Origin of the sequence: Ensifer sp. R-19, assembly GCF_049905105.1 — a bacterium.
Classification (GTDB): Bacteria; Pseudomonadota; Alphaproteobacteria; order Rhizobiales; family Rhizobiaceae; genus Ensifer.
This window is the reverse complement of sequence record NZ_CP184571.1, coordinates 246,244-273,154: the sequence shown is the minus strand read 5'-3', so window position 1 is coordinate 273,154 and position 26,911 is coordinate 246,244. Positions and strand designations below refer to the sequence as shown.

Below are 26,911 nucleotides of genomic sequence, written 5' to 3'. Positions count from 1 at the left end.
TCTATCTGTCAAACTGGGGCGAACGCTTCTGGCGATAGGCCGCCAGGCCCTCCGTCAAGTCGCTCGAAGCCGCTGCCACAGCACCCGCAAGCGCTTCGACCACGCGTTCACTTTCCTCACCTTCCGCAGCATTGATCAACATCTTGGTGAGTTCCGTCGCACGGGGTGAACGTTGCAGCACGCGCGCGGCGGCGGCATCAGCCGCAGCAAGCCCCTCGCCCCTTGTCACGACCTTGTCGACGAGCCCAAGCGCCAGTGCCTCCTCGGCGCCGTAGACTTCGCCGAAGAGCGCCATGCGTCGCACCAGCTGCGCACCGAACCGCCGGGAAGAGCGCTGCGTGCCTGACCAACCGGGGATGATACCGAGGCCCGGCTCCGGTTGGCCGATCTTCACATGGGCCTCCGCGATGCGCAGATCGGCGCAGGCTGCGAGCTCCAGTCCACCGCCGAGCGCGTGGCCGTTCAGCACGGCGATCAGCGGCACGGAAAGGCGCGCCAATGCATCGAAGGCGTCGTGGCCGTCACGCAGCCAACGGCGAGAGAACACATCTGGGTCGAGACTGCTCCACGCGTCGATGTCGCCACCGGCGCAGAAGGATCTCTCGCCTTCGCCAGAGAGGATGGCAACGCGTGCATCCGAACGTTCGATGGTGCGACACGCCTGCATAAGCGCTTCCACCATGTCGGCGTCGATCGCGTTCAGCTTTTCCAGGCGACGGAGCGTCAGCCGCGCGACGCGGTCATGAACGACGAGTTCAATCCGCGGATCGCTCACAGCACGAGGCCCATGGCTTCGGGGCGAAACAACGCGCTGTCCATCCTCTTGAGCGCATTGGAAACGCGAAGGGGCGTAGCGGCTTGGTCAAGGACATCCCGTTGAAGGTCGAGACCCGGGGCGACCTCGGTGACAATCAGCCCTTCGCTGTCGAGGCGGATGACACAACGTTCCGTAACGTAGCTGATCTCCTGCCCTTGGGCCCGAGCGCGCTTGCCGGAGAAACTCACCTGGTCCACCTTCGGCACGAACTTGGCGATACGGCCTTCCTTGTCGATGACCAAACGGCCATCCTCGACACGCATCTTCGCACCGGCATTGAAGTTGCCGGAGAAAACGATCTTCTTCGCACGAGACGTGATGTCGACGAAGCCGCCGGCACCGGCCGTGCGGTGCGGGGTGGCCGCAAGACGGCTGACGTTGACCGAACCATCGGCATCGATTTCGAGGAAGGACAAGAGCGAGCAGTCGAAGCCACCCGCCTGGAAATAACAGAACTGGTGCGGCGAGGCGACGAAGGCCTCGGCGTTGGAAGCACAGCCGAACTTGAAGTCGAGCAATGGAACACCCCCAACGGCCCCCTGTTCGATCACCCAGGTGACCTTGCCGTGATTTCCTTCCTCGATCAGGATGCGCGGCACGTTCGCCGAAATGCCGAAGCCGATGTTAACCGCCCAGCCATCCTGAAGCTCCTGCGCCACCCGGCGAGCGATGACCTTGCCGACGTCAAGCGTCGGCATACGGAAGGTTTCAAGGGGTCGGAAAAGCTCGCCCGAAATAGCCGGATCATAAGGCGTCGCAGTCGTTTGCAACTGATCCGGCGCCTCGACGATGATGTCTACGAGAATGCCGGGAACCCGCACGTCGTGGGGACGCAACGTCCCGCTTGCCGCTACTCGTTTGACCTGCGCGATCACCAGGCCGCCGGAATTGCGGGCGGCGAGCGCCATTTCCATCGCCCCGAGCGTCGCGCCCTCCTGTTCAAAGGTCAGGTTGCCCTTCTCGTCGGCGGTCGTTGCCCGGATGATCGCCACATCGGGGCGGATGGCCGGGAAATGCAGCCAGTCCTCGCCCTCAAATGACACGCGCTTGACGATGGGCTCGGCGCGCGCCCGGGCGTTCATGGCACAGCCGTCCTGCTCAGGATCCACGAAGGTCTCCATGCCGACTTTCGTCAACACGCCTGGACGCTTGGCAGCCCCTTCGCGCAGCATGTCGAAGACGATGCCGGAGGGCACGTTAAAGGCGGCGAGTTCCTCCTTCAGGATCATCTGCCAGATGAGCGGCGGCTCGGCATTGCTCGGCCCCGAGGGATAGGAACCGCCGATGATCTTCACCAGCATCCCAGGCTTGGCGATGTGATCGACGCCGCGGGTGCCGAAGAAGTCGCCAGCGGCGATCGGATGAATGGAGGTAAGCCCGCGCGGATGGCCCTCGCTATCGAAGCGTTCGCCGAGCGCCTTCAACACGGCATCGGGGCAGCACAGACCCGAGGAAGAGTTCACGGCGACGACCGAGCCATCCTTGATGAGCCGGACCGCCTCCTGCGCGCTCTTCACCTTCTTCATCGCCTGACCCTCCGTTTTTCATTGCCTGAAGTAACTAACTAGTTATATGTTAATTACGGACAAGACAAGCCGGTAAGCGCGATTTTCGGGCCGCCGGCAAATGACGCCGGCTCATCACCAAACAAGGGGGAGGCATGAACATCTACTTCCAGAAGACCTTTCAGCGCGGCTTCGGCACCTATCCGCTGAAGGGGAGCGAACTTCGAAGCGCAATCGACGCCGCAATCGACGTCGGCTATCGGGCATTCGACACGGCGCAGATGTATGCCAACGAGGCCGACACAGGCGAGGCGCTGGCCGAATGTGGTGTTCCCCGTCACGAGCTTTGTATCACCACCAAAGTGCATCCCGACAATTACACGGAAGAGAAGTTCGTCTCTTCGGTCGAGGCGAGCCTTGAAGCGCTCAAGATCGATTGCGTCGACATTCTTCTGTTGCACTGGCCGCCGGCGAACGGAGAGATCGCGCCCTCCCTTCGTTTGCTTCGATCCGCGTTCGCGAAAGGGCTGGCGACGTCGATCGGCGTGTCAAATTACACGGCGGCCATGATGCGAGAGGCGCGGTCCATCGTCGATGTTCCGCTTGTGACCAACCAGGTGGAATTCCACCCGCTTCTCAACCAGGAAAAATTGCTCGCGGCTGCCGCGGAAACAGGCATCCCGATCTCTTCCTACGCATCGATTGCACGTGGCGAGATCTTCAAGCACCGCCTTTTCGCCGACATCGGCGAGACCTACGGCAAGTCCGCGGCACAGGTGGCGCTACGCTGGATTCTCCAGAAAGGCGTGCCGCTCAACACCATGTCCACGAAACCGGAAAACATCCGCGCGAACTTCGAGATCATGGATTTCACCCTCTCGTCGATCGACATGAGCAGGATCGACGCGACGACGGCCACCGGCTACCGCATCATCAAGCCAGGGCAACTGCCCTGGGTTCCGGAATGGGACTGACGTAAGAAGGGCGGCTCCAGAGCCGCCCTTTCTCGTTGTCGATCAACGACTATCAGGCATTGCCGCGGATCATGTCCGCGGCTTTTTCGCCGATCATGATCGTCGCCGCATTGGTGTTGGAGCCCACCAGGCTCGGCATGGTGGAACTGTCGCAGATGCGAATGCCATCGAGGCTATGCACGCGCAACTGCGGATCGACCACCGACATCTCGTCGCGCCCCATCTTGCAGGTGCAGGTCGGATGATAGGACGTGCGGCCGTATTGGCGGGCATAGGCGACGTAATCCGCTTCCGTACGGACATCGCGGCTCGGGAAGTGCGTCACCTTGATGTATTTCTGAAGCGACGGCTGGGCGAAAATCTCCTGGCTGATCTTCACCCCTTCAACCGAGACCTTCACGTCTTCGGAGTGGGCAAGGAAGTTCGGATCGATGATCGGAAGATCACGCGGATCCGCCGAACGCAGGGTCACAGTCCCACGAGACTTGGGACGCAGCGTGTAGGAGTTGAGCGTGATGCCTGAAGAACCCTTGGGCACGCTGGGCACACCGGCTTCCGCGCCTGCACCTGCAAGGAAATGGAACTGCAGATCCGGATAGGGGCTACTCTTGTCACCGTACCAGAATGCCCCGCCCTCCACCACGTTGGAGGTGATGGGACCGGACTTGAACAGGGTATATTGAAGGCCCGCCCAGATCGACCAATGCAGCTTGTTGTACTTGTCGAGACTGTCGTGGTCCTTCAGCTCCGCAACGATGTCGACACCGAAATGATCCTGCAGGTTCTCGCCAACGCCGGCCAGGTCCTGGATGATGTCGATACCATGTCTGCGAAGCGTTTCGGCCGGGCCGACACCTGAAAGCATCATCAGCTTCGGCGTGCCGATTGCGCCCGAAGTCAGCAGAACCTCACTATCCGCCCGTGCAGTCACCCGCTTGCCATCGACCTGATAGTCGACGCCGACGGCACGTCGTCCTTCGAAGACGACGCGAAGCACGAGCGCTCCGGTGATGACCGTGAGGTTCTTGCGCTTTAGAGCCGGTCGCAGGTAGCCGACCGCCGCAGAGCAGCGGCGATTGTCCCGCGTCGTGGTCTGGTAGACGCCGGAACCTTCCTGAACCGGGCCATTGAAATCCGGGTTGTAGGGTATGCCGCGTTCCTGGCAGCTTTGCACGAAGGCACGCGTCATGCGCTGCGGGTCGGGAATGTTCGATACCCCGAGCGGACCATCCGTTCCGTGCCATTTACCCGAGAGGATCGAATTGCCCTCGGAACGCAGGAAATACTTCTGGATGTCCTTGAAGCCCCATCCTTCGGCACCCTCTTCGACCCAACGGTCGTAATCACCTGGATGCCCGCGCGTAAATACCTCGGCATTGATCGACGAGCCGCCACCAAGCACTTTTGCCTGAGCGTAGAGGATTTCGCGGTTGTTGGCGTGCTTCTGGGGCGCCGTCTTCAGCCCCCAGGTCAACGGGCCGGCGGTCATCTTGGCAAAGCCGACGGGCATGTGGATCAGCGGGTGGCTGTCGCGCCCGCCCGCCTCGATGAGGCAGACGCGCGCCGACGGATTTTCGGAAAGCCGCGCCGCCAGTACGCAACCGGCGGAGCCACCGCCGACGATCACATAGTCATAGCCTTTCGACATCATGCGATCCAATGCGAACGCTTGCCGATCTCGACGTGAACGGACTTCACCTGCGTGTATTCCTCCACCCCGTACATGCCGGCCTCGCGGCCCCAGCCGGACTGCTTGAAACCGCCGAGCGGCATTTCGGGGCCCCCCGCCATGATCGTGTTGACCCAGAATCGGCCTGCACGCACCTTCCGCGTCACTGTCAGCGCCTTGTCGATGTTCTTTGTCCACACGCTCGCCGCAAGACCGTAGACCGTATCGTTTGCGAGCTGAATGGCCTCCTCCACCGTATCGAAATGCATTGAGCACAGAACCGGACCGAAAATCTCGTCTCGCGCGATCGCCATGTCGCGGGAAACGCCGGAAAAGAGTGTCGGCGCGATATATTGGCCACGGCCAAGGTCGATCGGCTCGCCGCCGGTGAGGAGCTTGGCGCCCGCAGCCTTGCCCTTGGCGATATAGTCTAGGATCGTGGCATTCTGGGCGTCGGTGGTGATGGCGCCGACCTGGGTGCCATCATCAAGTGGGTCGCCGACGCGAATCTTTGCCATCTTCTCGACCAGCAGTTTCTCGAACTGTGCAGCGACCGAACGCTCGACGATCAGGCGCGACGACGAGACGCAGCACTGCCCGGTATTGAAGCTGATGCCGAAGGCAGCGCCGTCAGCCGCGTCCTCGAGATCGGAATCGGCAAAGACGATGATGGGGTTCTTGCCACCGAGTTCGAGGCCAAGCTTCTTGAAGTTGCTGTCGGCAGCTGCGTGGACGCAGGAGCGGCCCACAGCCGTCGATCCCGTGAAGGAGAGCATGTCGACATCGGGATGTTCGGCAAGCGCCTGACCGATCGAGCGGCCCGAACCGGTGACGACATTGTAGACGCCGGCAGGCAGGCCGGCTTCAGCCAGTACCTCGGCCAAAAGCAGCGTGGTCACAGAGGTGACTTCGGATGGCTTCACCACCATCGTGCAACCGGAAGCCAGGATGAAAGGCACACGCTCGCACAGGATCAGGAACGGGAAATTCCACGGCGTGATCAGGCCGATGACACCGATCGGCTCGCGCAGGACCATGCCGAACAGATCGTCACCGAGCGAATTGAAGCTGTCGCCGTGCAGAAGGCGCGCAGCACCGGCGCCGACCTCGAAGCAGGCTATGCAATGGTCAATCTCACCGCGTGCCTGCGAGATCGGCTTACCGTTTTCGAGCGTCTCCCAGTAAGCGATCTCGTCCCTGCGACGTCGCAGGATTTCGGCGACGCGCAAGAGCACGCCGGCGCGCGCGGCACCGGAAAGACCGGACCAGCGGCGGTCTTCGAAAGCGTGGCGCGCCGCGGCGACGGCGGCGTTTAGATCATCGACCGTGCAACGAACGGTGCGGGTCACCGGCGTGCCATGGCCCGGCGACGTGCGCTCGAAGTGGTCGGTTCCTTCCTTCCACTGCCCGTCGACGAAGAAGCCGAAGCTGCGCGCTGCGGTCGGGGGAGCAAGAAATGTGTTCGTCTGGTCCATCTGGTACCTCCACTTCGATAGTTTACGCCGCGATGGCGATCTGGGTCTTCAGGTGTTGCGGCCGCTCGGCGATCGTTTCGAAGGCCTCCTGGATGGCCTCCAGCGGATAACTTGCCTTTGTGAAATCCTGCGTTCGGAACCGGCCATGCGACAGAAGCGTGAGCGCGTCGTGCATGTCCTCACCCATGCCGGCAACAGAGCCTTTGAGGCTGCCTTCTTCCAACACGGTCCGCAGACTGTCGAGGGCAACGGTCTCTCCGGGTGGCGTGATGCCGAAAAAGGCGACATGGCCGCCGCGGCGCATGAGATCGAACGCCTGTTCGTAGAGCTTTCGACTGCCCACACTTTCGATTACCAGATCCGCCCCGCGTCCGCCGGTCATCTTGTGAACCACTGCCTTCAGTTCGGCGGGATCCGAGACGGCCGCATCGGCCCCAGCCTCGGCCGCCATCCGGCAACGTTCTGGCGAAAGATCAGCAACAATGATGGGCGCTGCGCCAACGAGCCGCATCATCTGCACGTGCAGGTTTCCAATCGGTCCTGCACCGAAGATGAGCACCGACTGGCCGAATGTTGCTTGCGCCTTGCGCGCCGCGCGAACGACACAGGCGACCGGCTCCGTGAGCGCAAGCACAGCATCGGCGATGTCAGCCTCAACCGGGATCGCCAGTCTTGCAGGTACGGCGACATATTCGGCAAAGGCGCCATCCCGGCCGATACCCACCTGCGTGACCTCGGCGCAGTTGAGAACCTCGTTGCGACGGCACCAAAAGCAGCTGCCGCAACCGATGTTGATATCGACCACCACCCGCGTTCCGACCGTAAGATGGCGAACGTTAGCACCACGCTCGGCAATCGTGCCGCAGAACTCGTGGCCGGGAACCAGCGGAAGCCGATCGGCTGCGTAGTGGCCGTTGAAGATGTGAATATCGGTGCCGCATATGCCGGTGCGTGCCACCCGGACGAGCACATCGTCCGGCCCGATGATCGGCATGGCGACCTCTCGGACCTCGAAACGTCTCGGGGCGGTCAGAACGGCGGCGCGCATGGTCGTCATGACTGCCCCCTACTTCACGGTGCGCAGTTTGGCGCGGTCGATCGTCAGTGCAATAGCGACGATCAATACGATGCCGAAGACGATCTGCTGGCGGGTCGCGTCGATCTCGAAATAGAGCATCGAAGCACGAATGACCGCAACGATGAGGGTGCCGACGACGGTGTTCATCACGCCGCCGACACCGCCCGTCAAAGGCGTACCGCCGACCAGCACGGCAACGATTGCCGGCAGCAGGAACCCATTGGCGATCGTTGGCGCGCCGCCGGAGAGCTTTACGGCGAAGAGTAGGCCGGCGATCGAAGCAAGCGCACCGGAGATGGCGAAGGCGAGAATCTTGTAGCGCGCGACGTCGAGACCGGACGCGGCGGCGGCAAGTTCGCCAGCACCGACCGCCTTCAGAACGCGGCCGAGCGTCGTGCGCCGCTCGATGAAGAGGCAGAGAGCCACAAGCCCAGCGGCAATCAGGAGCTCATTGGGAACGCCCCAGGTATGACCGATCATCCAGCCGAAGGTTTCGTTGCGCTGGACGGCATCCATGTTGAGTGCGCGCTGACCGGAAAGCCATTGCGCGACCGAGAAGGCAACGCCTCCCACGGCAAGCGTGGAGATGAACGACGGCACGTAAAGCCGTGTCGTCACGAATCCGGACAGCATGCCAAGCAGAAATCCTGCAGCAATACAAAGCACGGCAACCCAGGCACCGAGCGAGGCGAGGTAGATGGAGGCGATTACGGTCACCATGTTCGCCATCGACTGGGCCGACAGATCGATGCCACCAATATAGATGGCGAAGGTGAGCCCGAGCGCCATGATGAAAAGCGGCACGATATCGCCGGCGATCCCAAGCAGGTTTGTTGGTCGAAGGAAACCGGGATCCGTGATGCCGACGATTGCGACGAGCACCAGGAGCGTTATCCAGGGAAGGTGCGGTTTGAGGCGCTGAATATCCATTGGTCCCTCAGATCATGTAATGCAGAAGGTCATAGGGCGTGGGCTTGGAACCCGGCTCGCAGGCAAACTGCTTCTGAATGCGCCCGTCCTTGACGACGATGATGGTGTGCGAGAGGCCAATCGCCTCTTCCAGCGTATCGGCGACCAGCACGATACCGACGCCGGCCGCATTCATGGCGCGGATCATGTCGTAGACATCCTCCTTGGCGCCAATGTCCAGGCCGCGCGTCGGATGGTCGAGAAGCATGATGTCGGAGCCGGCCGATCGCCACTTGGCCAGAACCACCTTCTGCTGGTTGCCACCTGAAAGATTGCCGCAATCCGCTAATTCGGAATGCGCCTTGATCGACAGTTTCTTGATCCATTCGCGGGCAAGCGCCCGCTCCTCCCCGACGCGCAGCACGCCACCCTTCGAGCGGCTCTTCATCTGCGAAAGGGTCATGTTTTCGTAGACGTTCATCCCGGCGACGATGCCCTCGATCTTGCGCTCGCGGGGAACATAGCCGACGCCGCGGGCGACCGACTGTCGCGGAGAAAGATCGGTCGCGTCCTCGCCCTTGATGCTGAGACGACCCGTGGTCGGCGTCAGCATGCCGTAGATCGTCCTGAGGATTGCCTCGCGACCGGAACCTTCCGTTCCGACCAGGCAGAGCACTTCGCCGGCGTGCAGCTTGAGCGAGATATCCTGGATGCGGCCGGGAAGGCCGACACCGTCCAACTCGGCGAGCACCTTCGAAGCGTCGAACGGCTTTTGCAGATGCTCACGGTAATATTGCTTGTCGACATTGCGGCCGACCATCTTGTGCTGGATGGCCTCGGCTGGGGCGGCGCCACGATCAACGACATCCACGACCTCGCCGTCTTTCATCACGTAGATCCGGTCGGATAGCTCCATCACCTCGTCCATGCGGTGCGAAACGAAGATGAAGGAAGCTCGCGCCACCAGTTCCCGCACGAGCTTGAAAAGCAGCTCCACCTCTTCCTTCGACAGGACCGAAGTCGGCTCGTCGAGCAGGATGACGAGGTCACCTTCCACCCGCTCCTCCAGCGTCAGCACCTTGGCAAGTTCGACGAGTTGGCGTTGCGCAAAAGAAAGCTTCGACGTCACCATTGCCGGGTCGATATCGAGTTTCACCTTGGCAAGCTGCGCCTTCGCCGCTTTCGCCATGGCCTTCCAGTCGACGACACCGAAGCGGGTGAACTGCCGCTCGTAGCCGAGAAAGATGTTTTCCATGACAGTCAGGTTCGGGATCAGGGACTGTTCCTGGAACACCATCCCGATCCCCTTCTCCATCGCCTGGCGCGGATTGGCGAAGCGAACGGGCGTTCCATTGATCAGCACACGCCCGCCATCCGGCTGGTAGGCACCGTAGATGACCTTCATCAAGGTGGATTTGCCGGCGCCGTTTTCCCCCACAAGCCCGACGATTTCGCCGCGCTTGATGTGGAAATCGATCGCCTTCAACGCATGTACGCCCGGGAATTTCTTGTCGACGGCCTTGAGCTCGTACATGGCGTGCCTCACTTGACGAAGGAAAGCATCTTGCGATCGGTCGAAAGCACGACGGCAAGAATGACGAGCAGGCCGAGCATGCCGTCCTGAATGAAGTCGGGCAGCCCAATGACGACCATCCCGTTGTCGATGACGTTAACGATGAGCACCCCGACGAGTGCATTCCAGACACCGCCGATGCCGCCCCAGAGGGCCACACCACCGACGACGACCGACGTGATCGAGACGAACATGAAATTCGCGCCGGTCACCGATTCCGCCTGACCGATACGGGCCACCACGAGGATCGCGGCAATCGCATAAAAGATGCCGGCAAGCGCGAAGCCCGTGACCCGGACACGGGTGACATTGAGACCGGATGCGTGAGCGAGATCCTCGCCGCCGCCGACGGCATAGAAGTTACGGCCCAACGTCGTATGGGTCTGAATGAACCAGGCGACGAGGAGGAAGAAGGCGGCGATATAGACCATCAGCGGGAAGCCGAGCCAGCGCACGGTCAAGAGCCCGCGGAACGTTGCATCGCTTACCTTCACGATGTCGCCACCAGTCAAAAGGATCGCAGCGCCCGTGCCGACGAAGCCCATGGCAAGGCTTGCCATGAAAGACGGTATCTTGAGCTTCACATGGACCAGTCCGTTGAGCAGTCCAATGAGGCCGCCGAGAAGGAGTACCAGCGGAATGGCGACCCAACCGGAAGGGGCGAGCGAGCCGCCGAGGTAGGCAAAGATGAATGCAAAGGCCACGGCCGTCAGGGAGACCGTTCCTTCCATGGAAAGGTCGATCGATCCCATGACGATGATGAAGGTAACGCCGACGGCGACCATGAGCGCCGGGGCCGCCGCAATCGCGATGCGGGCGAAATTCCGCTGGGAAAAGAATGTAGGGTTGAGCGCGGTGAAAAAGATCACGAGCGCAATCAGCACCAGGAGCGGCGCCCATTTAATCAAGGTTTCGCGCGATAGGCGACGTGTCACGTCAGACACCCCTCTTTTTGAAGGTCACAAGGGGAGGAAGCGGCAGCCTCCAGGCTGCCGCCTTACCGGTCGAAGGTCAGTACTGGATCTGCCCGTTCGACGGGCCCCAGAAATCCTTCCAGTCGTAGGTCGGGACTGAGTCGAGGTATTTGGCCTTGAACTCGGCAGCGTCCTTGGCGGTGACCAGGATCGTCGGACCGTAGAACTCGCGGTGTTCCTTGGGCTCCTCGGACGGCTTGAAGCTGCCAATTGCCGCATGATAGGCGAGTGCTGCACTGATGCCGCCACCCCAGTGTGGGTTGGTGAAAACGGTCGCCAACAGTTTTCCGTCCAGCACCATCTGCACTGCTTCCGGATTGCCGTCGTAGGAAACGATCGGCATGTCCTCGATGCCTTCGGCGCGCAACGCCTCGATGACGCCATAGGCGATGTTGTCGTTGGCGCAGTGGACGCCCTTGATCTTGTCGCCGTAGCGGGTCAGGAACGATGCCATGAGGGCTGCACCCTTCTGTGTATCCCAGTCGGCCGGCTGCGCATCGAGCAATTCAATGTTCGGGAAATCCTTGAGCGCATTCTTGAGGCCGTTCAGGCGTTCGACCGCAGGGTTGTTGGCGGCGATGCCGCCGAGATGAACCACGCCGCCTTCGCCGCCCATGGCTTCAAATAGAATGCGCGCCGTCTGCTCGGCCGGCTTTTCGTCCGACCAGGTCATGTGGGAGACGTAGTTGTCGCCGAAATCCCAGGGATGCAGGTCGTCGGTCTTGTTCCAGATCGTCGAAATATAGGCGCCGGCGGCCTGAGCCGCCTCGACGACGGGTCTTGCATTGGGGCTGTCGTTGGCATCGCAGGCGATCGCGCAATTGCCGTTGTTCTTGGCGAGAAACGCCTTGATGTCTGAGAGCGATTTCTCGGTCGACCCCTCGTTGATCAGACTGACGAGCGCGCTTTTCGGCTTGCCGAGGGATTCTACGAAGGCCTCACCGCCCGAGACGACCGAATTCCAATAGGCAGACGCCCTGTCGCGATAGCTCCACGCAATCGCCGGATCCGTGAGCGCAGCCTGTGCCGTGCCACGGCCGAACGCCATCGGCACTGCCATGGCGCCGACGCCGGCGGCGGCGGCAAACAAGAAGTTGCGACGGCTTACCGTCTCGCGTTCGATAAAATCCTTAATAAAGGTCGACATGCCAATCCTCCCATATCCTCGGTGAGCGTTCCCCGTCCCACACGGGTTGAAAATGCAGGCTCGCAGGTGGCGGCGAACGCTTGTCGCCCTGGCCTCCTCCGGCCTCGTCAATCCCACTTAACGCACTAACTAGTTACTTCTTTACAAAACCCCGAGTCAAGTGCTTTTAATAGGTGCACGCGCCGACCGATCCGACGAACCGCTTTGACGGATCAGCTTTCCGGCGTGTATGACTTCAAGCGCAGCAGGCGCGAGGGCGATGGAGGAAGGGCTTTGAGCATCACGAACGAAGACACGGAGAAACCAGCCCGAAAGCCACGCACCAGAGACGCCGAGGCAACGAAGGCTCGCATTCTGGAAGCGGCAAAAAAAGAGTTTTCGAAGAATGGCTTAGGTGGCGCACGGGTCGACGTGATCGCCGAGAAGGCCAATGCCAACAAGCGGATGATTTACCACTATTTCGAGAGCAAGGAGCGCCTGTTCCAGACCGTTCTTGAAGATGCCTATATCGACATCCGCACGGCAGAACAAAAACTCAAGCTCGACGACCTGGAGCCGAAGGCAGCGCTTGCCAAGCTCGTCCAGTTCACCTGGGAATACTACTTGAAGAACCCGGAGTTCATTACGCTGGTCAACAGCGAGAACCTTCACCGCGCCAAGCACCTGAAGAAATCCGAGGTCATCAAGGTCGCCAGTCGCAAGTTCGTCAATATGGTCGGCGACATTCTCGAGCGGGGCGCCTCTAAAGGTGTGTTTCGACCCGGCATCGACCCGGTACAGTTGAACATAACCATAGCGGCAATCGGCTACTACTACCTGACCAACCGCTTCACCGGATCGATCATTTTCGAACGCGACCTCATGGCCAAGGAAGCGATCGACGAGCGACTGCAGTTCAACGTCGATACCATCATGCGTCTGGTGTGTGCCTAGCGCATCGCGCTAGGCATCAGTATCGACGACTGTAGGGCGATGCGTCAGCCCCTCGCGAACGACTTACGTCCAATCGATAACGATAAAGGGCTCTTCGATTTCCCGTCGCGAGATCTCCGAATAGAGCGACGCGGGATCGTCTGGCCTCACATGGCGTATCAAGCCTTCACTGTCGATCAATCCCTCGGACAGCCAGTCGAGCGCACGCGAAAAGCCGCCGAAGATGCTGTGCGGCGCATTGTTGTATCCTTCGAGGAGTTCCTCCCAAACGAAGTCGCGACCATGCAATGAAACTTCCCATTCCCAGCCGGAACGCAACGTCACCAGGTTGAAGAAGACCGCCTGCATGAGTTCATGTGCCGAAATCTCCGTTGCCCGCTTCCAGGGAACACCGACCATGACGACCTCGCCGAGTTTGTGAACGACACGGCAGGCGTCGATGATCGCGCCCTCGTGGCCTGAGCAATCAACGACGAGGGAGACATTTCCGACCAGTTCCGATGCGTCACCGACCGACGCCCGGCAATCCGCGATTCCGCTTCGCATGATCTGGGTGCGCCTTACCGGATCCGGATCGACCACGGTGACCCGATATCCACCGATCCTGAAGAGATGCGCAGCGAGGAAGCCAACCGGACCGGCCCCCGAAATCACGACACGGTCCCCGGGGCGGGCCTTCGTTGTCATCAGGCTCGTCATCGATACGCCCATCAAGCGGGCAAGCACCGCGCGATCCGGAGACAATCCATCCGGCAACGCCAGGGTATACTGCACATTATGGGTCTGCGTGCTGCGGTGCTGCCCCATCGCGAAACGCCGGTCGCCGACGCTGACGCCGACGACACCCTGTGCGACCCCGGTCACCTCAAACACGGCCGCATAACCGGGCCGGATGGGGAAGACGTCGCCATTGGCCCAGCCAAGCTCCGTGCCCTGACTGATCAAGGTGCAGAGCGTTCGTCCACGGATCTGTCCGGGCTCAAGTGGACCGTCTTCGTAGTCGCCAAGCTCAAAGGTCTGCTTTGAGCTTATCAGGATTTCTTGAGGCACGGCTCTCCTTTCCGGCCCCTTGGGCCAGTGGTTGCGTGTATTTGCTTTGAGATGACCACGGGACCAGATGCCGCGATCTACGAGTGGGAATTCAGCTGCCGCTGACGGGCGACCACTGCCGTGGACCGCCGGCGCTTTCGTATCCGAGTGGCCCGGGCATGCTGACGATCTCCAGGAATTGTCCCCAGGGAGCCTTCAGATAAAGCCACGTGAGTCCGGCCATCGCACCGCTCTCGACAAGGGTGGGACCTTCCAGCACCTCAACGCCGGCGGCGCGCAACCGCTCTGCTGTGCGCTCGCAATCATCGACCTCGAAGGCCATGTGAAATCCGCCGGGCTGGCTGTTGCGTTTCAGCGGCTCCGGATCGCCTGTCTCTCCGGAATACTGGAATATCTCGAGGTTCGTGCCGTTCCCGATTCTCAGAACCTTGATGTTTTCTATCCGTCTGCCCTCAGGAACACCCAGGCGTCGAAGCATGAACGCATCGTCAGCCTCCACTCTGCCGGTTTCGAGACATGTTACCGCACCGAAGATTGTCACGAAAAAGCCGACCGCCTCGTCAAGGTCAGGCACGGTGAAACCCACATGCTGCATCCCGTATATCTTCACTCGAACCTCCCAACTCGCGATGAATGCCGATTATCAATTATGTAACTAGTTAGTTATTATCAAGTCAAGAGATGGCGGACCGGACGTTGGCGAAACCCGGCCCGTGACGGGGACTTACCACTCCGGGCGGTCTCAAAACTCTCCGCCAGCACGACACGATCGCAAAGCGTGGTTCTTAGGCCATGGTCACGCAACCATCAGGCAGGTGCGATAGAAGCTGCCCCCAATCACCTTCCCGCTACGCTTGGTTTGGGCTAGTACCCGGTCATCTCCAGGTAACCCCTGCCACTGACACTGCCCTCGAAGGCGATCGGGCCTTCCCAGTACGGGATGGACGTTGACATCCACGCATGGTCGTTCAGAGGCTGGGTCGTGACGTCAAAGCCGCGACTGGGAATCTGGACGTTCCAGGAAACAGGAATTTGACGCCCTGCGACTTTGGCGGTTCGCACGGGAACGATCTTGAGAGCTGTCGCGGGTAAAGGGTCCGGTCGCCCGTCGGCAGTGATCCAGGTGGCGGAGGTATATCCCTCCCCTTCATCTCTGAGGCGGAAGCCCATGAACTTCTCCCCTGTATCGAGATGCAGCGAGAACCAATCCCAACCGGTCTGGTCCTCCGCGAGCGGCTGTGACGACCACTCGCGGTCAAGCCAAGCCTTCCCCGTCACCTCTACATTCCCGCTCGGTAGCGAAAGCGAGCCGACCACCGCATAGAACGGTTGCGAATAGTAGTAGCTGGCCTGTCCCTTCGCTGATTTCACCGAATAGCCGTTAATGCCCTGCGGCACCAGCGGGCCGGTAGCCGATAGGCGGAGTTCATAGCCGAATTCCTCGGCCGTCGCAGTCAGGCTGAGATCGGCCAGTTGATCCGCTCCCGGGGCGGCATGTCCCTCCATCTGCCAGTCATCGATCCAGGCCGAGAACGGCGCCGCGACAACACCAGCCTGCCCCACTCCCCCGCGTGAAATACGTTCTGCGACGAAGTGGTCTTCTGAAGTGGTGACGGCTGCGTGACCCATCCAGAGCTGTGGGCTCGACCACGCGTTGGTCTCACCCGGAGCAAGCGCTGAGCGGAAAAGGGTCCACTGCGCCCCGTATTGAGTTCCGTCGGGGGCTTCAAGATTGGCCGTTAGATACCACCACTCTATCCGGAAGTCCGGATGTGGGCCGTGGTCGGCGGGGAAACGGAACAGCAGGCCAGGCTGCGGCACCGAAAACCCTTCGACCGTCGAGCCAAGGCCACCAAAACCCTCGGAGGCCGCTTGGCTCCCGGACAAGCTGGCCATGGTCGTCACCGCAAAAGCGATCGCAATCGATCTAACGCTCATTGGCGAATACCTTCAGAAGTTCCGATGGCGTGACTCGCGCCAGCCGGCGAAGCGGGATGAATACGGAAACGACAGCAGCGCCGAGCGCGACTAGACCGAGGCGAAGCCACTCGTAAGGAAAGAAATACATGGGCAGACGCCAGCCGAAGGCTTCGACGTTCACCACCGCGAGAAGCACCCACGCCAACGCCAGGCCGAGGGGCAAAGCGGCAATAAATGTCGCCAGCCAGAGCACGAGCGCCCTTAGAACCTCAAGAAGAGCGAGATCACGTCTCGTGACCCCCGTGGCCCACACAGGCGCAAGCTGGGGGAGGCGCATTTCCGACAGCGTGAGGAGGCTTGAGAACATCGCCAGTGCTGCAACCCCGAGCGTGAATATGTTCAACGCGCCAGTAACCAGGAATGTGCGATCGAAGATCCGCCGTGACTGTTCCTTTAATGCCGCTTGATCGACGACGTTGTCGGCTGGTAGTCCGAATTCGTCCGTGAGCCTCGATCGTAGGTCCGCGACCTGATCAGGCTGGATCCGCAGACCGTAGCGCAGGCGCGAGACCTGCGGGTAACGAGAGGTCAGAGCGTTTATTCCGGCGATGACCTGGCCCTTTGGGTTTCCGTAATCCGAATAGACCCCGACAACCGCCGGCTTCCAGTCACCCGGCAGATCCAGCTGATCGCCGATGCGGAGCCGGTCCCGCCTCCAGAACTGTTCGTTGACCAGCACCCCTTGACTGGACGCCACCTGATCCCAAACGTCCGGCATGCCAACGATCAGGGGCCAGTGCATCCTGTAGGTCGGATCGTCAGCGACACCGAAGATCTGCATCGGCTGCCCCCGGATCTCGGCGTCTACGCTCAAGATCGGCAACACCGATTCCACCTTCGTTGCGAGCCATGTCCTGAGCCTGTCTGCCTCGCCCTCGTTCCGGGCAGCGACGTAAAGCTCGGCGGCGAGACGCTGGTCGAGCCAGCCGACGAACGTGAGACGGAAGCTCGAGACCATGGTTCCGACGCCGACGTTTGCCGCCAGCGCAAGAAGCAATGCCATGAGCGCAAGCGAAAGTCCGGGGAGTTGCTGCCGCGCGTCGGCCCAGAACCACGTGACGAGCGCGCGCGAAGACGCCCGCTGCATCACGGTAAAGAATCCAGAAAGTACGGTGGGAAGAAGTAGCGACGCCCCGAGCAGAAGACAGCCAAGAACGCCAAAGCCCGCCTCAAGTCCTTCAGCCCACAGAAGAAGAGCTCCCGAGAGGGCTAGCAAAGCCGCTGCGGCTAGCACCTGAAACCGCCGCCCCGCTTGCCACGATCGTCCCCAGGTCTGGGGTTGGGCCGCCGCGAGCAAAGGCACCCTCCTCAAGCGCAACAGGCTCTGTGCCGACGACACCAATGTGCCGGCCACCGCGATGGCAAAACCAGAAACCCACCACTCCGGACGCAGGGAAAGCGTGCCAGGCACGCTGGCTCCGTAGAGTCCTTCGAGGGTTGCGGCCACTCCGGGCAGCAGCAGCGACGCGACCAGATATCCTATCGCGACGCCGACCGCCCCGGCGGCAAGGGCGAAAAGGACAAGTTCGGCGAGCAGCAGAACCGCAAGCGCACTTAACGAAACTCCAAGGCAGCGAAGCGTTCTGAAGGTCGGCCGCCGTTGCTCGAAGGCGAGACCGATCGTCGCGTACACGATGAACAGCCCCACCGCGAAGGCGAGAAACCCGAAGGCGGTCAAATTGAGATGGAAGCTCTCGGTAAGATGCTCGACGTCGGTTTCTGCATTCGGCTCGCGAACTGAGAGCGTTGGAACAAGCTTTTCAAGCGGCTCCAGACCGGAACGTTGGTTTTCGGCAATCACAATCCGACTGAGTTCGCCCTCTCTTCTTAACAGCTTCTGGGCCAAGCCAATGTCGATGAAGGCGGCGCCGTCCAGCATCCGATCCGAAACACGCAGTGCGAGGTCCGTCTGTCCTCGCATTTTTTCCGCTGTTCTGGGAGAGACAAACAGCATGCCAGGAGGCGTGATGAAGGAAAGCAAGTCCCCGGCATTTCCCAGGTCGACGGTGTTAGTCTCCGCGGGCATCGTCAGTGGCTCGATGCCGATCACCCTTAACCGGATGACTCCGAACCGATAGTCTCCCTCCAAAACTGGTGACACGTTCCAGCCCGCCCGCCTGAGCCGCACGAAGGCGGACTGAGGAATCGAGCTGCCGTTTGGAGAAACGAGGTTCGCCAATCCGTTCTGGTCGAGCACAACCGCGGCGCGGGTATAGCTGGCGCGAGCTTCTGCGTTGATCGCCTGCACTCCGCACCACAGGGCCGTCGCCAGCGCCAGGCCGGACAAGAGAGCGCCGAGCTGCAGCGGTCGTCGTCGCCAGTGGGACAGAAGTGCCGTGGCTGCGGTCCACATCTTCATTCGATCTTCCCGAACCGCAAATGCACCTGCCGGTCGAGCCTGTCCGCCAGTCTTTGCGAGTGTGTCACCAGGAGAAGTGTCGATCCGCTTCCCTTCGATAGCGAGAGCATCAGTTCCAGGACAGCGTCTCCGTTGGCCTCGTCCAGGTTTCCTGTGGGCTCATCCGCCAGAACTAAGCCGGGACGCGCGGCAAGGGTTCGTCCGATCGCCACCCGCTGCTGCTGTCCGATGGAAAGTTGTTCGGGATACCTGGTCAGCAACGTCCCGATTCCGAGGCGCTCCACGAGTTCATTTTCCCACTCTCTGTCGTGGCGTCCCGCGAGCTTGGCGTGGAAAGCAATGTTCGCGGCTACGTCTAGTGACGGGACAAGGTTGAACTGCTGAAATACGAGACCGACTTTTGTCCGTCTGTAGGCAGCGCGTTCCCGGTCGTTCAGCTTGGAAATGTCTCGCCCCCCGATCGTGATCTCGCCTGAGTCCGTTCGGTCGAGGCCGGCTACGAGATGCAGGAGCGTGCTCTTTCCGCTACCGGACTCCCCCATCAGGGCAACTCTGTCTCCCGCGCCGAGATCGAGATTGACCCCTTTCAGCACTTCAAGCCGCCCTTCGGCAGTCTCATAGGATTTCCTAAGATTGCGGAGAGCGATCACCGTAGCGGCCAAAATTAGGACGATGGAACATATTTAACTCTCCACAGCCGCTTGGAAAGGCCTGCAGTGAGAAGATGCGAATACTGACGTCGAACGTCACATGGCGACGCGCGAGCCCGGTGATTGCGAGCGTTGATATATCGTCAGCGCCCACTGCGTTCGGAGTACGTCCAGATACAAAATGTAAACGTCACCCTCGCTGCCCCTGACCTTGAGGTATCGGTAGTCGGCCCCATGCCACTGATCGAGGTTTTCGACCACTTCGACCTTCCGGCCGTTGAGGTAAAATCGGCGGATCTTTTCGACCCCACCTTCGTCCACAAAGGTTTCGACCTGAACTCGCATGACGCGCTCGCTGTTCTTCTCGGCCGAAAGGCGGCGCACCGCGCCTCCTGCCAGTCGGAGCAGGATTGTTCTTGGATAAATAGCTGAGGGTGGACGAGAAGAAAGGGGCACGGCGCCCCTCGCCGCATGTATGGGACGCCGCACGGCTGCTTGGGACGCCCTCCCCCTGTTTGCACGGGTGCCGACATCAATTGCAGGATTGCCCGTTTCGCCTATCTCGCGAACAGTTCGATCTGGATTAACGTGTTGCGACGTGATCCCGCGACCCGGCGAGTAAGGCCGGCGCGGCAAGATAGAGGATCACGGCCATCGTCACGACGCCAGTGAACCCGATATGCATTGCAAGCAGTGCGGCGAGGATCGCGCTTAGCACCGACGCACAGCCATTGATCCCCCACGCCCAGGGAAGAAATTCCTCCGAGCGCGCGCCGACGTGGCCGAGGCCTAGGGGGAACGGCATACCCATGAAGACAGCGAGCGGTGCTATGAGGAGGAGCGCGATTGCGATCTTCGCGGCATCCGGGAGTGCCAGCAGCCGTTCGAATATCGAAGGCAGCGCGAGCAGGTAGGTCCCAGCCAGGAATGCGATTACCACGACAGCGAGGGTGATGCCGCGCACCGCGGATCCGCATCCGACCGCCGCCACCCAGCGTGCAGCCAAGGCGCTACCGAGACCTGCGAAGGCGAGGAAACCCGCAAGCACGACAGCGACGGCGTAGAGCGGATGGCCGAGGAACAGCACGAAGCGCTGGATGAAGGCGATCTCGATGAAGAGGAAGGCCAGGCCCAAGGCAAGGAAATAGAGCCCGAAGCGCAGCCGGGGTATGGCTCTCCCGAGTGCGCGCCGGCGAAGCCAGAGCGGCAGCAGGATCAAGACGGCACTGAGGATCACGGCCTGGACGAGCGTCGTCACCAGGATCAGGTAGCCCCAGTCGAGCATCGCTGCCCCACCTTGGGTGCGTAGCGTCAGGAGCTCGGGCAGCGCACGCCAGCGGAAAAAGTCGAAGAAATATGGTCGATTGTCCGTGGCCGGCGCAATATCGAACTTGTAGCGCTCCGTGAAGTCGGCTCGTTCAGGGCCAAGGAGAGCGAGGGCTCCCTCGTAGAGATATTCGCGGTCGAGTTGATTGTAGCGGTTCACGTCGCTCGCGGAGATGCCCGGCGCCCAGGAGATGTCGAAGAAATTCTCGTCCGCGAAGCCGCCGATGGCTGCGACGTCCTCACCAGTGAACGGCGACGTGGCGACGAGCAGGGTTGCGGTATTCCAGCTCCGGATCAGCGCCAGGTGCCGGCCAGGCTGGGCCACGCCGTCCGCTTCAAGCGCTTCGGTAGCCGTGGCGAACAGCTTAAGGATGTCGCGCGGCGGCACCCGCAGCCATCGCGTGATGGCGACGACGCCATCTGGTTTCAGTACCGTCAGGTAATCCCGCAGTGCCTCCACGGTGTAGGTGTAATTCTCGTGCATGCTTTGCACGCCGGCCGCGGCCGCGCTGAAGGAGTCAAGGAGCGGCATCTGGATCAGGTCGTAACGCTCGCCAGCGGTCGCAGCGAAGGCGCGCGCCTCGGCTAGATGCAGATGCACGTTCGGTCGGCTGAAGATGCCGCCGACGAAGTTCGCGAAGCGATTGCGAGCCAGGTCGATCATCTGCGGGTTGACCTCTACAGCGTCCACGAGTTCGGCTCCGGAGCGCAGCGCCAGCAGCACCTGCTCGCCGCCACCAGCACCGAGGACCAGCACTCGCGGCCGTGCAAGAATGCGGTACGGGAGCGCCGCCGTTGTCCGGTCGAGATAAGCGACCGTCGCCGGATCGCCGCTATAGGCAGTCATCGCTGTAACACTATCGCCATCGCTGAAGACGGCGAGTTGCGTGGGGGGCTCTTGGGTGTTGGCGAGGCTGAGGCCCGGCGCGTGCCGGAATGGGACGCTCGGGCTCTCCACGACTGTCAGTAGTCCGAGCGGGCTTGATCGCTCCTCGACCACCCGCGCGTTGGGGACGTCGAGAGCCATGCTTAGGCCCTTGTATTGCGACATGTGCGGGCCGGTGGCCGTAAAGGACGGTGGCAGCCACACCGCGATGACCGCGGCTGCAAGCCCGAGGCTGCCCGCGGCGAGCCGCCGATGGCGAGCCATGCCCGTCGCGGCAAGGGCAGCCGCCGCAAATCCCAACGCCGCGACGAAGCGCAGTGCCGCAGCGGGAAAGACCAGGAACAGGAGTCCGACGATGCCCAGTGCACCGACCCCAGCGCCGACCAGGTCGAAGGCATAGACGCGTCCGATCTGGCCGGGATGGCGGCTGAAGGCAAGGCCGATACAGGTGGCACCAAAAAAGAACGGCAGGACCAGGAGAGCATAGCTAGCCGCGAGCCAACCAAGCTGGCCCGGATTCCAGACGACCTCGAGCGCGTTGAACGGCAGGCGTTCGGCACCGGCGAAGCTGGCAACCGCAGTGATGCCGAACAGCGCTGCCGACGCTGTGAAGGCGGCCGGGTACCGTTTCACCAGAGGGCGGCGGGCCAATGCAACGAACGTACCGCTCGCGCCGAAGCCCAGGAGTGCTATGCTTATGATCATATAGGCAAATTGATGCCACTGAATGATCGAAAAGAGCCGCATCAGCAGCACTTCGTGAGCAAGGGTTGCCGCCGATATGAGACCAACCGGCAGCAGGCGCCCCGCTCTCATTGGGCTCTACCTCCCCTCAGCGGCACAAAGGCCACCGGCAGCAGCTGCCGGGTCGTGATGCTTCCGTCCCGTCGCTTCTCGACCAGCATGAGAAACTGGGTCGCGAAGGGGCCTCCAACGGGGACGACCATCCGGCCGCCCTTGGCGAGTTGCTCGACCAGCGGTGGCGGGATGTGACTTGCAGCGGCAGTCACCACGATACCGTCGAAAGGCGCGAGCGCAGGCCAACCATAGTAGCCGTCGCCCACCCTCACCTCGACATTGTCGAAGCGGAGCTCCGCCAATCGGGCGGCCGCCCTTTCGCCCAGCTCCGGTATGATCTCAATCGAGTAAACCTTCGCTGCGAGCGGCGACAAGACGGCTGCTTGATAACCCGAGCCAGTGCCGATCTCAAGGACAGCGTCGCCAGGCCCAACGTTGATCAGGTCCGTCATCAGCGCGACGATGAAGGGTTGCGAGATGGTCTGTCCGTATCCGATCGGCAATGGCCGATCTTGATAGGCCGCGCCACGTTGCTCCTCGGGCACAAAAAGGTGGCGCGGCACCCTTCCCATCGCCTCCAGCACAGCCGGATCGACGCCCTGGCCCTCGACCGCTGACGGCGCCGAACGGGCGTGCAATTTGATCGTCTCGATCATCGCCGCACGCTCGCCGAGTCGATCCTGAGCGGGCGCGGATGTCGAAACCACGGCGGCCGCACTTGCGAGAACCACCGCCATTAACGCTTGGCACTGGGCTAGAGGACGCATGAACTCTCTCCCGGTTATATCGCCGGAGTATAGTGGCGGCAGCGGGGCAATTTGTTGACCATTGAACGCCCGCTTTATGTCACACAGGACGCTGAGGGCAGTGTTCGCGAAGCTTTCGCACTACATGGGCCTCTGCGTATGGCGCGCGACACTTCCAGAGCCTTTCGCGCCAAAATACTTATGAATTGTCGCGGAGGTCGCGTCGTTTCTGTTTGAATGGTATGCCGCGTCCAATTGCTGCCACCCTCAACTTCACCTACATTGACCAAGTGGTAAAAAGACGCGTTCCAAAACGCGCAATCAATCAGAGGGGAAGTTCATGCATAGCAATTCCTTCAATTTCGCCATTTCCAGAAGAAATCTGATCAAAATTGCCGGCGCCTCCGCCGCGGTGGCTGCAGCGGGTATTCCAAGCCGCCTGCTCGCTGCCGACCCGACAAAGGTGGCAGCCGTTTATACCGTCCCGGTCGAGCAGCAGTGGGTTAGTCGTATTCACAAGGCGGCCAATACCGCCAAGGAGCGCGGCGACATCGAATATGTCTATTCGGAAAACACCGCAAACAACGATTACGAGCGCGTCATGCGCGAATATTGCGAGGCGGGCCACAAGCTGATCCTGGGCGAGGTCTTCGGCGTCGAGGATGCCGCCCGCGCCGTCGCCAAGGACTATCCTGACGTCGCCTTCCTAATGGGCTCGAGCTTCAAGCCCGATGCCGCCGTGCCGAACTTCTCGGTGTTCGACAACTATATCCAGGACGCATCCTATCTGTCTGGCATCATCGCCGGCGCGATGACCAAGTCCAAGAACATTGGCATGGTGGGAGGCTACCCGATCCCGGAGGTCAACCGGCTGATGAACGCCTTCATGGCCGGCGTGAAAGAAGTTGCCCCGGACACCAAGTTCCAGGTCGCCTTTATCGGCTCGTGGTTCGATCCGCCCAAGGCCAAGGAGACGGCGTTCGCCCAGATCGATGGCGGTGCGGATCTGCTGTATGCCGAGCGTTTCGGCGTGTCCGATGCCGCCAAGGAAAAGAAGATCCTGGCGATCGGCAATGTCATCGATACCCAGGCAGACTATCCGGACACCGTTGTCGCCTCCGCGCTGTGGCATTTCGAGCCGACGCTCGACAAGGCGATCGCCGAGGTGAAGGCCGGCAGTTTCAAGGCCGACGACTACGGCGTCTATTCCTTCATGAAGAACGGCGGCTGTTCGCTAGCACCTCTCGGCACCTTCGACAGCAAGGTTCCGGACGACATCAAGGCCAAGGTCGCTGAGAAAGAAAAGATGATCAAGGACGGCGCGTTCACCGTCGAGATCAACGACGCCGAGCCTAAGTCGAGCTAGCCTGTGCTCCCGTTCATGGGAGAGGTGGGCAACCTTGCCGGAGGGGATAACCCTTCGCCGGAAGCGACCACTCTCTCCCTGGACGGGAAAGAAAGCCTTCCCACATCGCCACTTCCGGTCACCGCCGTGTCAAGCAAACCTGCCCTTCGTCTTTCCGGCATCAGCAAGCGCTTCGGCCCACTCAGGGCAAACGAGGCTATTTCCTTCGAGCTGAAGCGGGGCGAAATCATAGCACTTCTCGGGGAGAACGGTGCCGGCAAAACGACGCTGATGAACATTCTCTTCGGCCACTATGTCGCTGACGAGGGAACCGTCGAGGCCTTCGGAAAGCCGCTTCCGCCGGGAGATCCGCGCGCGGCTCTCGATGCCGGCATTGGCATGGTCCACCAGCATTTCACCCTTGCTGACAACATGACGGTGCAGGAAAATATCGCGCTTGGCACGCAGAGCCTCTGGCGCATGCGGCTCGACAGGGCCGCAGCGCGGCGGCGCATCGAGCAACTGTCGGCCGATTTCGGCCTCGCCGTCGAACCCGCCGCCACCGTCTCCACGCTCTCGGTCGGCGAACGTCAGCGCGTCGAAATCTTGAAGGCACTCTATCGCGAAGCCCGTCTCCTGATCCTGGACGAGCCGACGGCCGTTCTAACACCCGCAGAGACCGATGCGCTGTTCCGGACACTGAAGCTGCTCGTCGCAAAGGGCCTGTCGATCATCTTCATCTCCCACAAATTGCACGAAGTAATGTCGGTCAGTGATCGGGTGCTGGTTCTGCGCTCCGGCCGGCTCGTTGGCGAGCGTGAAACGGGTTCAACCGACCGCAAAGAACTAGCCGCCCTTATGGTTGGCCAGGAGGTCAAGCCGGCGGAGGTCAACCCGGTAAAGCGGGGTGCACCGCTGCTGGCGCTCGAAAGGGTCTCCACGACGCCGTATAACGGGGCCGGCCTCGATCAAGTGTCGCTCACGCTCACGGCCGGCGAGATCACCGGCCTTGCCGGCGTTGCCGGCAATGGCCAGGCTGGCCTTGCGGCCCTCATCGCCGGCATCCGGCGCCCGACCACCGGGAGCATCTCCATCGCCGGGAGGGAAGTCGCCGACTGGTCGCCGCGCGCAGCACTCGCCCACGGCGTGGCCCGGATTCCAGAAGATCGCCACGCTATCGGCAGCATCGGCGACATGAGCGTGACGGAGAATGTCATCGGCGAACGCTACCGCAGTCCGCGGTTCAGTCGCATGGGCTTCCTGAACTGGAGGGCTGCCCGCGGCTTCGCCGAGAAACTCATCACCGACTACGAGGTCAAATGCCCCTCGCCCGAGGCTCGCATGCGCCTGCTTTCGGGCGGCAACATGCAGAAGCTAATCCTCGGCCGGGCCCTTGATCCCGACCCGACGGTCATCCTTGCAAGCCAGCCGACCCGTGGCCTCGATGTCGGCGCCGTCGCATATGTACACCGCATGCTGCTCGAAGCACGCGACAGGGGCGCGGCTATATTGCTGATATCCGAAGACCTCGAGGAGGTCCTGGCATTGTCCGACCGCGTCATCGTCATGTCCAAGGGACGCCTTTCGACGCCGTCTTCGCGCGGCGAGCGCAGCATTCGGCAACTGGGAGAGCTGATGGCGGGCCACGACGGGGAGCGCGGCGACCATGCGGCTTGAGCCAAAGCTTGCACCGTCCTTGGCGGTCACCTTGCTGTTTCCGCTGGCAGCCATCGCCACAACGCTGGTGTTGACGTCGATGCTCGTTCTCGTCGCTGGCGCTTCGCCGCTGTCCGTCTTCTATCTCGTGGCCAAGGGAGCGGCCGGCTCACAGTTCGCGCTTATGGAAACCCTGACCCGTGCGACGCCGCTGATCTTCACGGGCCTGGCGATCGCCGTCGCCTTTCGGGCCAAGCTCTGGAACATCGGCGCGGAAGCCCAACTCTACATCGGTGGCGTCGTCACCGTGGTGCTGGGAACCGGCACACTACCGCTACCTTCGGTCGTTCTGATCCCGGTGATCATGGTCGCCGTCATGGCCGCAGGCGCGCTGCTTCTGCTCGGCCCGGCCGTGCTGAAGACCCGCTTCGGCGTCGATGAGGTGGTCACCACGTTGCTGCTCAACTTCATCGTCCTGCTGTTCGTGTCGATGCTGCTTGAAGGTGTACTCAAGGACCCGATGGGGCTCGGCTGGCCGCAATCGCAAAAGGTCATCGCTGAAGCCCAACTGCCGCGCCTCATCCAGGGCAAGCGCCTGCACTACGGCTTCGCCATAGCGCTTGTTTCGGCCGTTCTCGTCTGGGTCGTCATGAAAAGGACGGTTCTCGGCTACGAAATGCGCGCCGTCGGCCACAATCCCGAGGGGGCACGTTTTGTCGGCATTCTGGTCAACCGCACGCTGATGAAGACGGCCTTGCTTTCGGGCGGGTTGGCCGCACTTGCAGGCTTTTCCGAAGTCTCGGGGCTCAAGGGAAACCTGACGCTCGACCTGTCGCCAGGCTACGGTTACACCGGCATCGTCGTCGCGATGCTCGCCATACTCAATCCGCTCGGCGTCATCGCATCGGCCATCTTCGTCGCCGGCATCTTCGTCGGCGCCGATGCCATGAGCCGTGCCGCCAAAGTGCCGAGTTACATAGCCGACGTCATGGTTGCGACTTCGCTTCTGTCGATGGTTGTCGCGATCCTTCTGGCGCGATTCCGGATCAGGTGGAGGTGAC

22 protein-coding genes are annotated in these 26,911 nt (G+C 61.5%); 5 read left to right on the top strand and 17 right to left on the bottom strand.

Features of this window, described 5'->3' with window-relative positions; all coding sequences use genetic code 11:
* Position 1 precedes the first annotated feature (1 nt).
* Positions 2–775, bottom strand: a complete 774-nt coding sequence (locus ACN9MO_RS31715) for an enoyl-CoA hydratase/isomerase family protein (protein ID WP_057251385.1) — start codon at positions 773–775, stop codon at positions 2–4.
* On the bottom strand, positions 772–2,343 hold the full coding sequence (locus tag ACN9MO_RS31710) for an acyl CoA:acetate/3-ketoacid CoA transferase (protein ID WP_057251384.1): 1,572 nt from the start codon (positions 2,341–2,343) through the stop codon (positions 772–774). The genes ACN9MO_RS31715 and ACN9MO_RS31710 overlap by 4 nt, the downstream gene beginning before the upstream one ends.
* Positions 2,344–2,477: 134 nt before the next feature.
* Here ACN9MO_RS31710 and ACN9MO_RS31705 point away from each other — a divergent pair, with 134 nt between their 5' ends.
* Positions 2,478–3,296, top strand: a complete 819-nt coding sequence (locus ACN9MO_RS31705; RefSeq protein WP_057251383.1) for an aldo/keto reductase — start codon at positions 2,478–2,480, stop codon at positions 3,294–3,296.
* Between the two features lie 52 nt (positions 3,297–3,348).
* Here ACN9MO_RS31705 and ACN9MO_RS31700 read toward each other — a convergent pair whose 3' ends face one another.
* The 7 genes from ACN9MO_RS31700 to ACN9MO_RS31670 all read right to left on the bottom strand — a co-directional run bounded on the left by ACN9MO_RS31700 (position 3,349) and on the right by ACN9MO_RS31670 (position 12,121).
* Entirely contained in the window at positions 3,349–4,944 is a 1,596-nt protein-coding gene (locus ACN9MO_RS31700) for a GMC family oxidoreductase (RefSeq protein WP_057251397.1), read from the bottom strand.
* On the bottom strand, positions 4,944–6,440 hold the full coding sequence (locus ACN9MO_RS31695) for an aldehyde dehydrogenase family protein (RefSeq protein ID WP_057251382.1): 1,497 nt from the start codon (positions 6,438–6,440) through the stop codon (positions 4,944–4,946). The genes ACN9MO_RS31700 and ACN9MO_RS31695 overlap by 1 nt, the downstream gene beginning before the upstream one ends.
* A 22-nt stretch (positions 6,441–6,462) precedes the next feature.
* Positions 6,463–7,497: a zinc-dependent alcohol dehydrogenase gene (locus ACN9MO_RS31690; RefSeq protein ID WP_057251381.1), complete on the bottom strand. Its 1,035-nt coding sequence runs from the start codon at positions 7,495–7,497 to the stop codon at positions 6,463–6,465.
* Positions 7,498–7,506: 9 nt separating this feature from the next.
* Positions 7,507–8,448: an ABC transporter permease gene (locus ACN9MO_RS31685; protein ID WP_057251380.1), complete on the bottom strand. Its 942-nt coding sequence runs from the start codon at positions 8,446–8,448 to the stop codon at positions 7,507–7,509.
* Between the two features lie 7 nt (positions 8,449–8,455).
* Positions 8,456–9,961: a sugar ABC transporter ATP-binding protein gene (locus ACN9MO_RS31680; protein WP_057251379.1), complete on the bottom strand. Its 1,506-nt coding sequence runs from the start codon at positions 9,959–9,961 to the stop codon at positions 8,456–8,458.
* Positions 9,962–9,969: 8 nt separating this feature from the next.
* A complete protein-coding gene (locus ACN9MO_RS31675; protein ID WP_057251396.1) occupies positions 9,970–10,935 on the bottom strand; it encodes an ABC transporter permease in 966 nt (321 codons plus the stop codon).
* A gap of 76 nt (positions 10,936–11,011) precedes the next feature.
* Positions 11,012–12,121, bottom strand: coding sequence for a sugar ABC transporter substrate-binding protein (locus tag ACN9MO_RS31670; RefSeq protein ID WP_057251378.1), 1,110 nt, complete (start codon positions 12,119–12,121; stop codon positions 11,012–11,014).
* Positions 12,122–12,394: 273 nt separating this feature from the next.
* Here ACN9MO_RS31670 and ACN9MO_RS31665 point away from each other — a divergent pair, with 273 nt between their 5' ends.
* Positions 12,395–13,054 carry a TetR family transcriptional regulator gene (locus ACN9MO_RS31665; RefSeq protein ID WP_057251377.1) on the top strand — a complete coding sequence of 220 codons (660 nt, stop codon included), beginning with the start codon at positions 12,395–12,397 and terminating at the stop codon, positions 13,052–13,054.
* A gap of 63 nt (positions 13,055–13,117) precedes the next feature.
* Here ACN9MO_RS31665 and ACN9MO_RS31660 read toward each other — a convergent pair whose 3' ends face one another.
* From ACN9MO_RS31660 to ACN9MO_RS31625, 8 genes are all read right to left on the bottom strand, one after another.
* A complete protein-coding gene (locus ACN9MO_RS31660; protein ID WP_425989174.1) occupies positions 13,118–14,104 on the bottom strand; it encodes a zinc-binding dehydrogenase in 987 nt (328 codons plus the stop codon).
* A gap of 91 nt (positions 14,105–14,195) precedes the next feature.
* Positions 14,196–14,714, bottom strand: a complete 519-nt coding sequence (locus ACN9MO_RS31655; RefSeq protein WP_057251375.1) for a VOC family protein — start codon at positions 14,712–14,714, stop codon at positions 14,196–14,198.
* Positions 14,715–14,968: 254 nt separating this feature from the next.
* On the bottom strand, positions 14,969–16,042 hold the full coding sequence (locus tag ACN9MO_RS31650; RefSeq protein ID WP_113133917.1) for a lipocalin-like domain-containing protein: 1,074 nt from the start codon (positions 16,040–16,042) through the stop codon (positions 14,969–14,971).
* A complete protein-coding gene (locus tag ACN9MO_RS31645; RefSeq protein ID WP_057251373.1) occupies positions 16,032–18,443 on the bottom strand; it encodes an ABC transporter permease in 2,412 nt (803 codons plus the stop codon). Before ACN9MO_RS31645 ends, ACN9MO_RS31650 begins: the two co-directional genes overlap by 11 nt.
* Positions 18,440–19,093, bottom strand: coding sequence for an ABC transporter ATP-binding protein (locus ACN9MO_RS31640; protein ID WP_113133924.1), 654 nt, complete (start codon positions 19,091–19,093; stop codon positions 18,440–18,442). The genes ACN9MO_RS31645 and ACN9MO_RS31640 overlap by 4 nt, the downstream gene beginning before the upstream one ends.
* 96 nt (positions 19,094–19,189) lie before the next feature.
* Positions 19,190–19,477 carry a hypothetical protein gene (locus tag ACN9MO_RS31635; RefSeq protein ID WP_057251372.1) on the bottom strand — a complete coding sequence of 96 codons (288 nt, stop codon included), beginning with the start codon at positions 19,475–19,477 and terminating at the stop codon, positions 19,190–19,192.
* Between the two features lie 199 nt (positions 19,478–19,676).
* The gene (locus ACN9MO_RS31630; protein WP_113133918.1) at positions 19,677–22,121 is read right to left on the bottom strand and encodes a class I SAM-dependent methyltransferase; all 2,445 of its coding nucleotides are present in this window, start codon (positions 22,119–22,121) and stop codon (positions 19,677–19,679) included.
* A complete protein-coding gene (locus ACN9MO_RS31625; RefSeq protein WP_112996711.1) occupies positions 22,118–22,870 on the bottom strand; it encodes a protein-L-isoaspartate(D-aspartate) O-methyltransferase in 753 nt (250 codons plus the stop codon). Before ACN9MO_RS31625 ends, ACN9MO_RS31630 begins: the two co-directional genes overlap by 4 nt.
* Before the next feature lie 319 nt (positions 22,871–23,189).
* Here ACN9MO_RS31625 and ACN9MO_RS31620 point away from each other — a divergent pair, with 319 nt between their 5' ends.
* The 3 genes from ACN9MO_RS31620 (at position 23,190) to ACN9MO_RS31610 (ending at position 26,910) form a co-directional block, all read left to right on the top strand.
* A complete protein-coding gene (locus ACN9MO_RS31620) occupies positions 23,190–24,215 on the top strand; it encodes a BMP family protein (RefSeq protein ID WP_057251369.1) in 1,026 nt (341 codons plus the stop codon).
* Between the two features lie 126 nt (positions 24,216–24,341).
* On the top strand, positions 24,342–25,871 hold the full coding sequence (locus tag ACN9MO_RS31615; protein ID WP_057251394.1) for an ABC transporter ATP-binding protein: 1,530 nt from the start codon (positions 24,342–24,344) through the stop codon (positions 25,869–25,871).
* The gene (locus tag ACN9MO_RS31610; RefSeq protein ID WP_057251368.1) at positions 25,861–26,910 is read left to right on the top strand and encodes an ABC transporter permease; all 1,050 of its coding nucleotides are present in this window, start codon (positions 25,861–25,863) and stop codon (positions 26,908–26,910) included. The genes ACN9MO_RS31615 and ACN9MO_RS31610 overlap by 11 nt, the downstream gene beginning before the upstream one ends.
* Position 26,911 lies beyond the last annotated feature (1 nt).

What these genes read in the sequence shown, in the direction of transcription:
- ACN9MO_RS31710 (WP_057251384.1), bottom strand. Translation starts at nt 2,343, where the DNA reads ATGAAGAAGGTGAAGAGCGCGCAGGAGGCGGTCCGGCTCATCAAGGAT.
- ACN9MO_RS31705 (WP_057251383.1), top strand. Translation starts at nt 2,478, where the DNA reads ATGAACATCTACTTCCAGAAGACCTTTCAGCGCGGCTTCGGCACCTAT.
- ACN9MO_RS31700 (WP_057251397.1), bottom strand. Translation starts at nt 4,944, where the DNA reads ATGTCGAAAGGCTATGACTATGTGATCGTCGGCGGTGGCTCCGCCGGT.
- ACN9MO_RS31695 (WP_057251382.1), bottom strand. Translation starts at nt 6,440, where the DNA reads ATGGACCAGACGAACACATTTCTTGCTCCCCCGACCGCAGCGCGCAGC.
- ACN9MO_RS31690 (WP_057251381.1), bottom strand. Translation starts at nt 7,497, where the DNA reads ATGACGACCATGCGCGCCGCCGTTCTGACCGCCCCGAGACGTTTCGAG.
- ACN9MO_RS31685 (WP_057251380.1), bottom strand. Translation starts at nt 8,448, where the DNA reads ATGGATATTCAGCGCCTCAAACCGCACCTTCCCTGGATAACGCTCCTG.
- ACN9MO_RS31680 (WP_057251379.1), bottom strand. Translation starts at nt 9,961, where the DNA reads ATGTACGAGCTCAAGGCCGTCGACAAGAAATTCCCGGGCGTACATGCG.
- ACN9MO_RS31670 (WP_057251378.1), bottom strand. Translation starts at nt 12,121, where the DNA reads ATGTCGACCTTTATTAAGGATTTTATCGAACGCGAGACGGTAAGCCGT.
- ACN9MO_RS31650 (WP_113133917.1), bottom strand. Translation starts at nt 16,042, where the DNA reads ATGAGCGTTAGATCGATTGCGATCGCTTTTGCGGTGACGACCATGGCC.
- ACN9MO_RS31645 (WP_057251373.1), bottom strand. Translation starts at nt 18,443, where the DNA reads ATGAAGATGTGGACCGCAGCCACGGCACTTCTGTCCCACTGGCGACGA.
- ACN9MO_RS31630 (WP_113133918.1), bottom strand. Translation starts at nt 22,121, where the DNA reads ATGAGAGCGGGGCGCCTGCTGCCGGTTGGTCTCATATCGGCGGCAACC.
- ACN9MO_RS31625 (WP_112996711.1), bottom strand. Translation starts at nt 22,870, where the DNA reads ATGCGTCCTCTAGCCCAGTGCCAAGCGTTAATGGCGGTGGTTCTCGCA.
- ACN9MO_RS31620 (WP_057251369.1), top strand. Translation starts at nt 23,190, where the DNA reads ATGCATAGCAATTCCTTCAATTTCGCCATTTCCAGAAGAAATCTGATC.
- ACN9MO_RS31610 (WP_057251368.1), top strand. Translation starts at nt 25,861, where the DNA reads ATGCGGCTTGAGCCAAAGCTTGCACCGTCCTTGGCGGTCACCTTGCTG.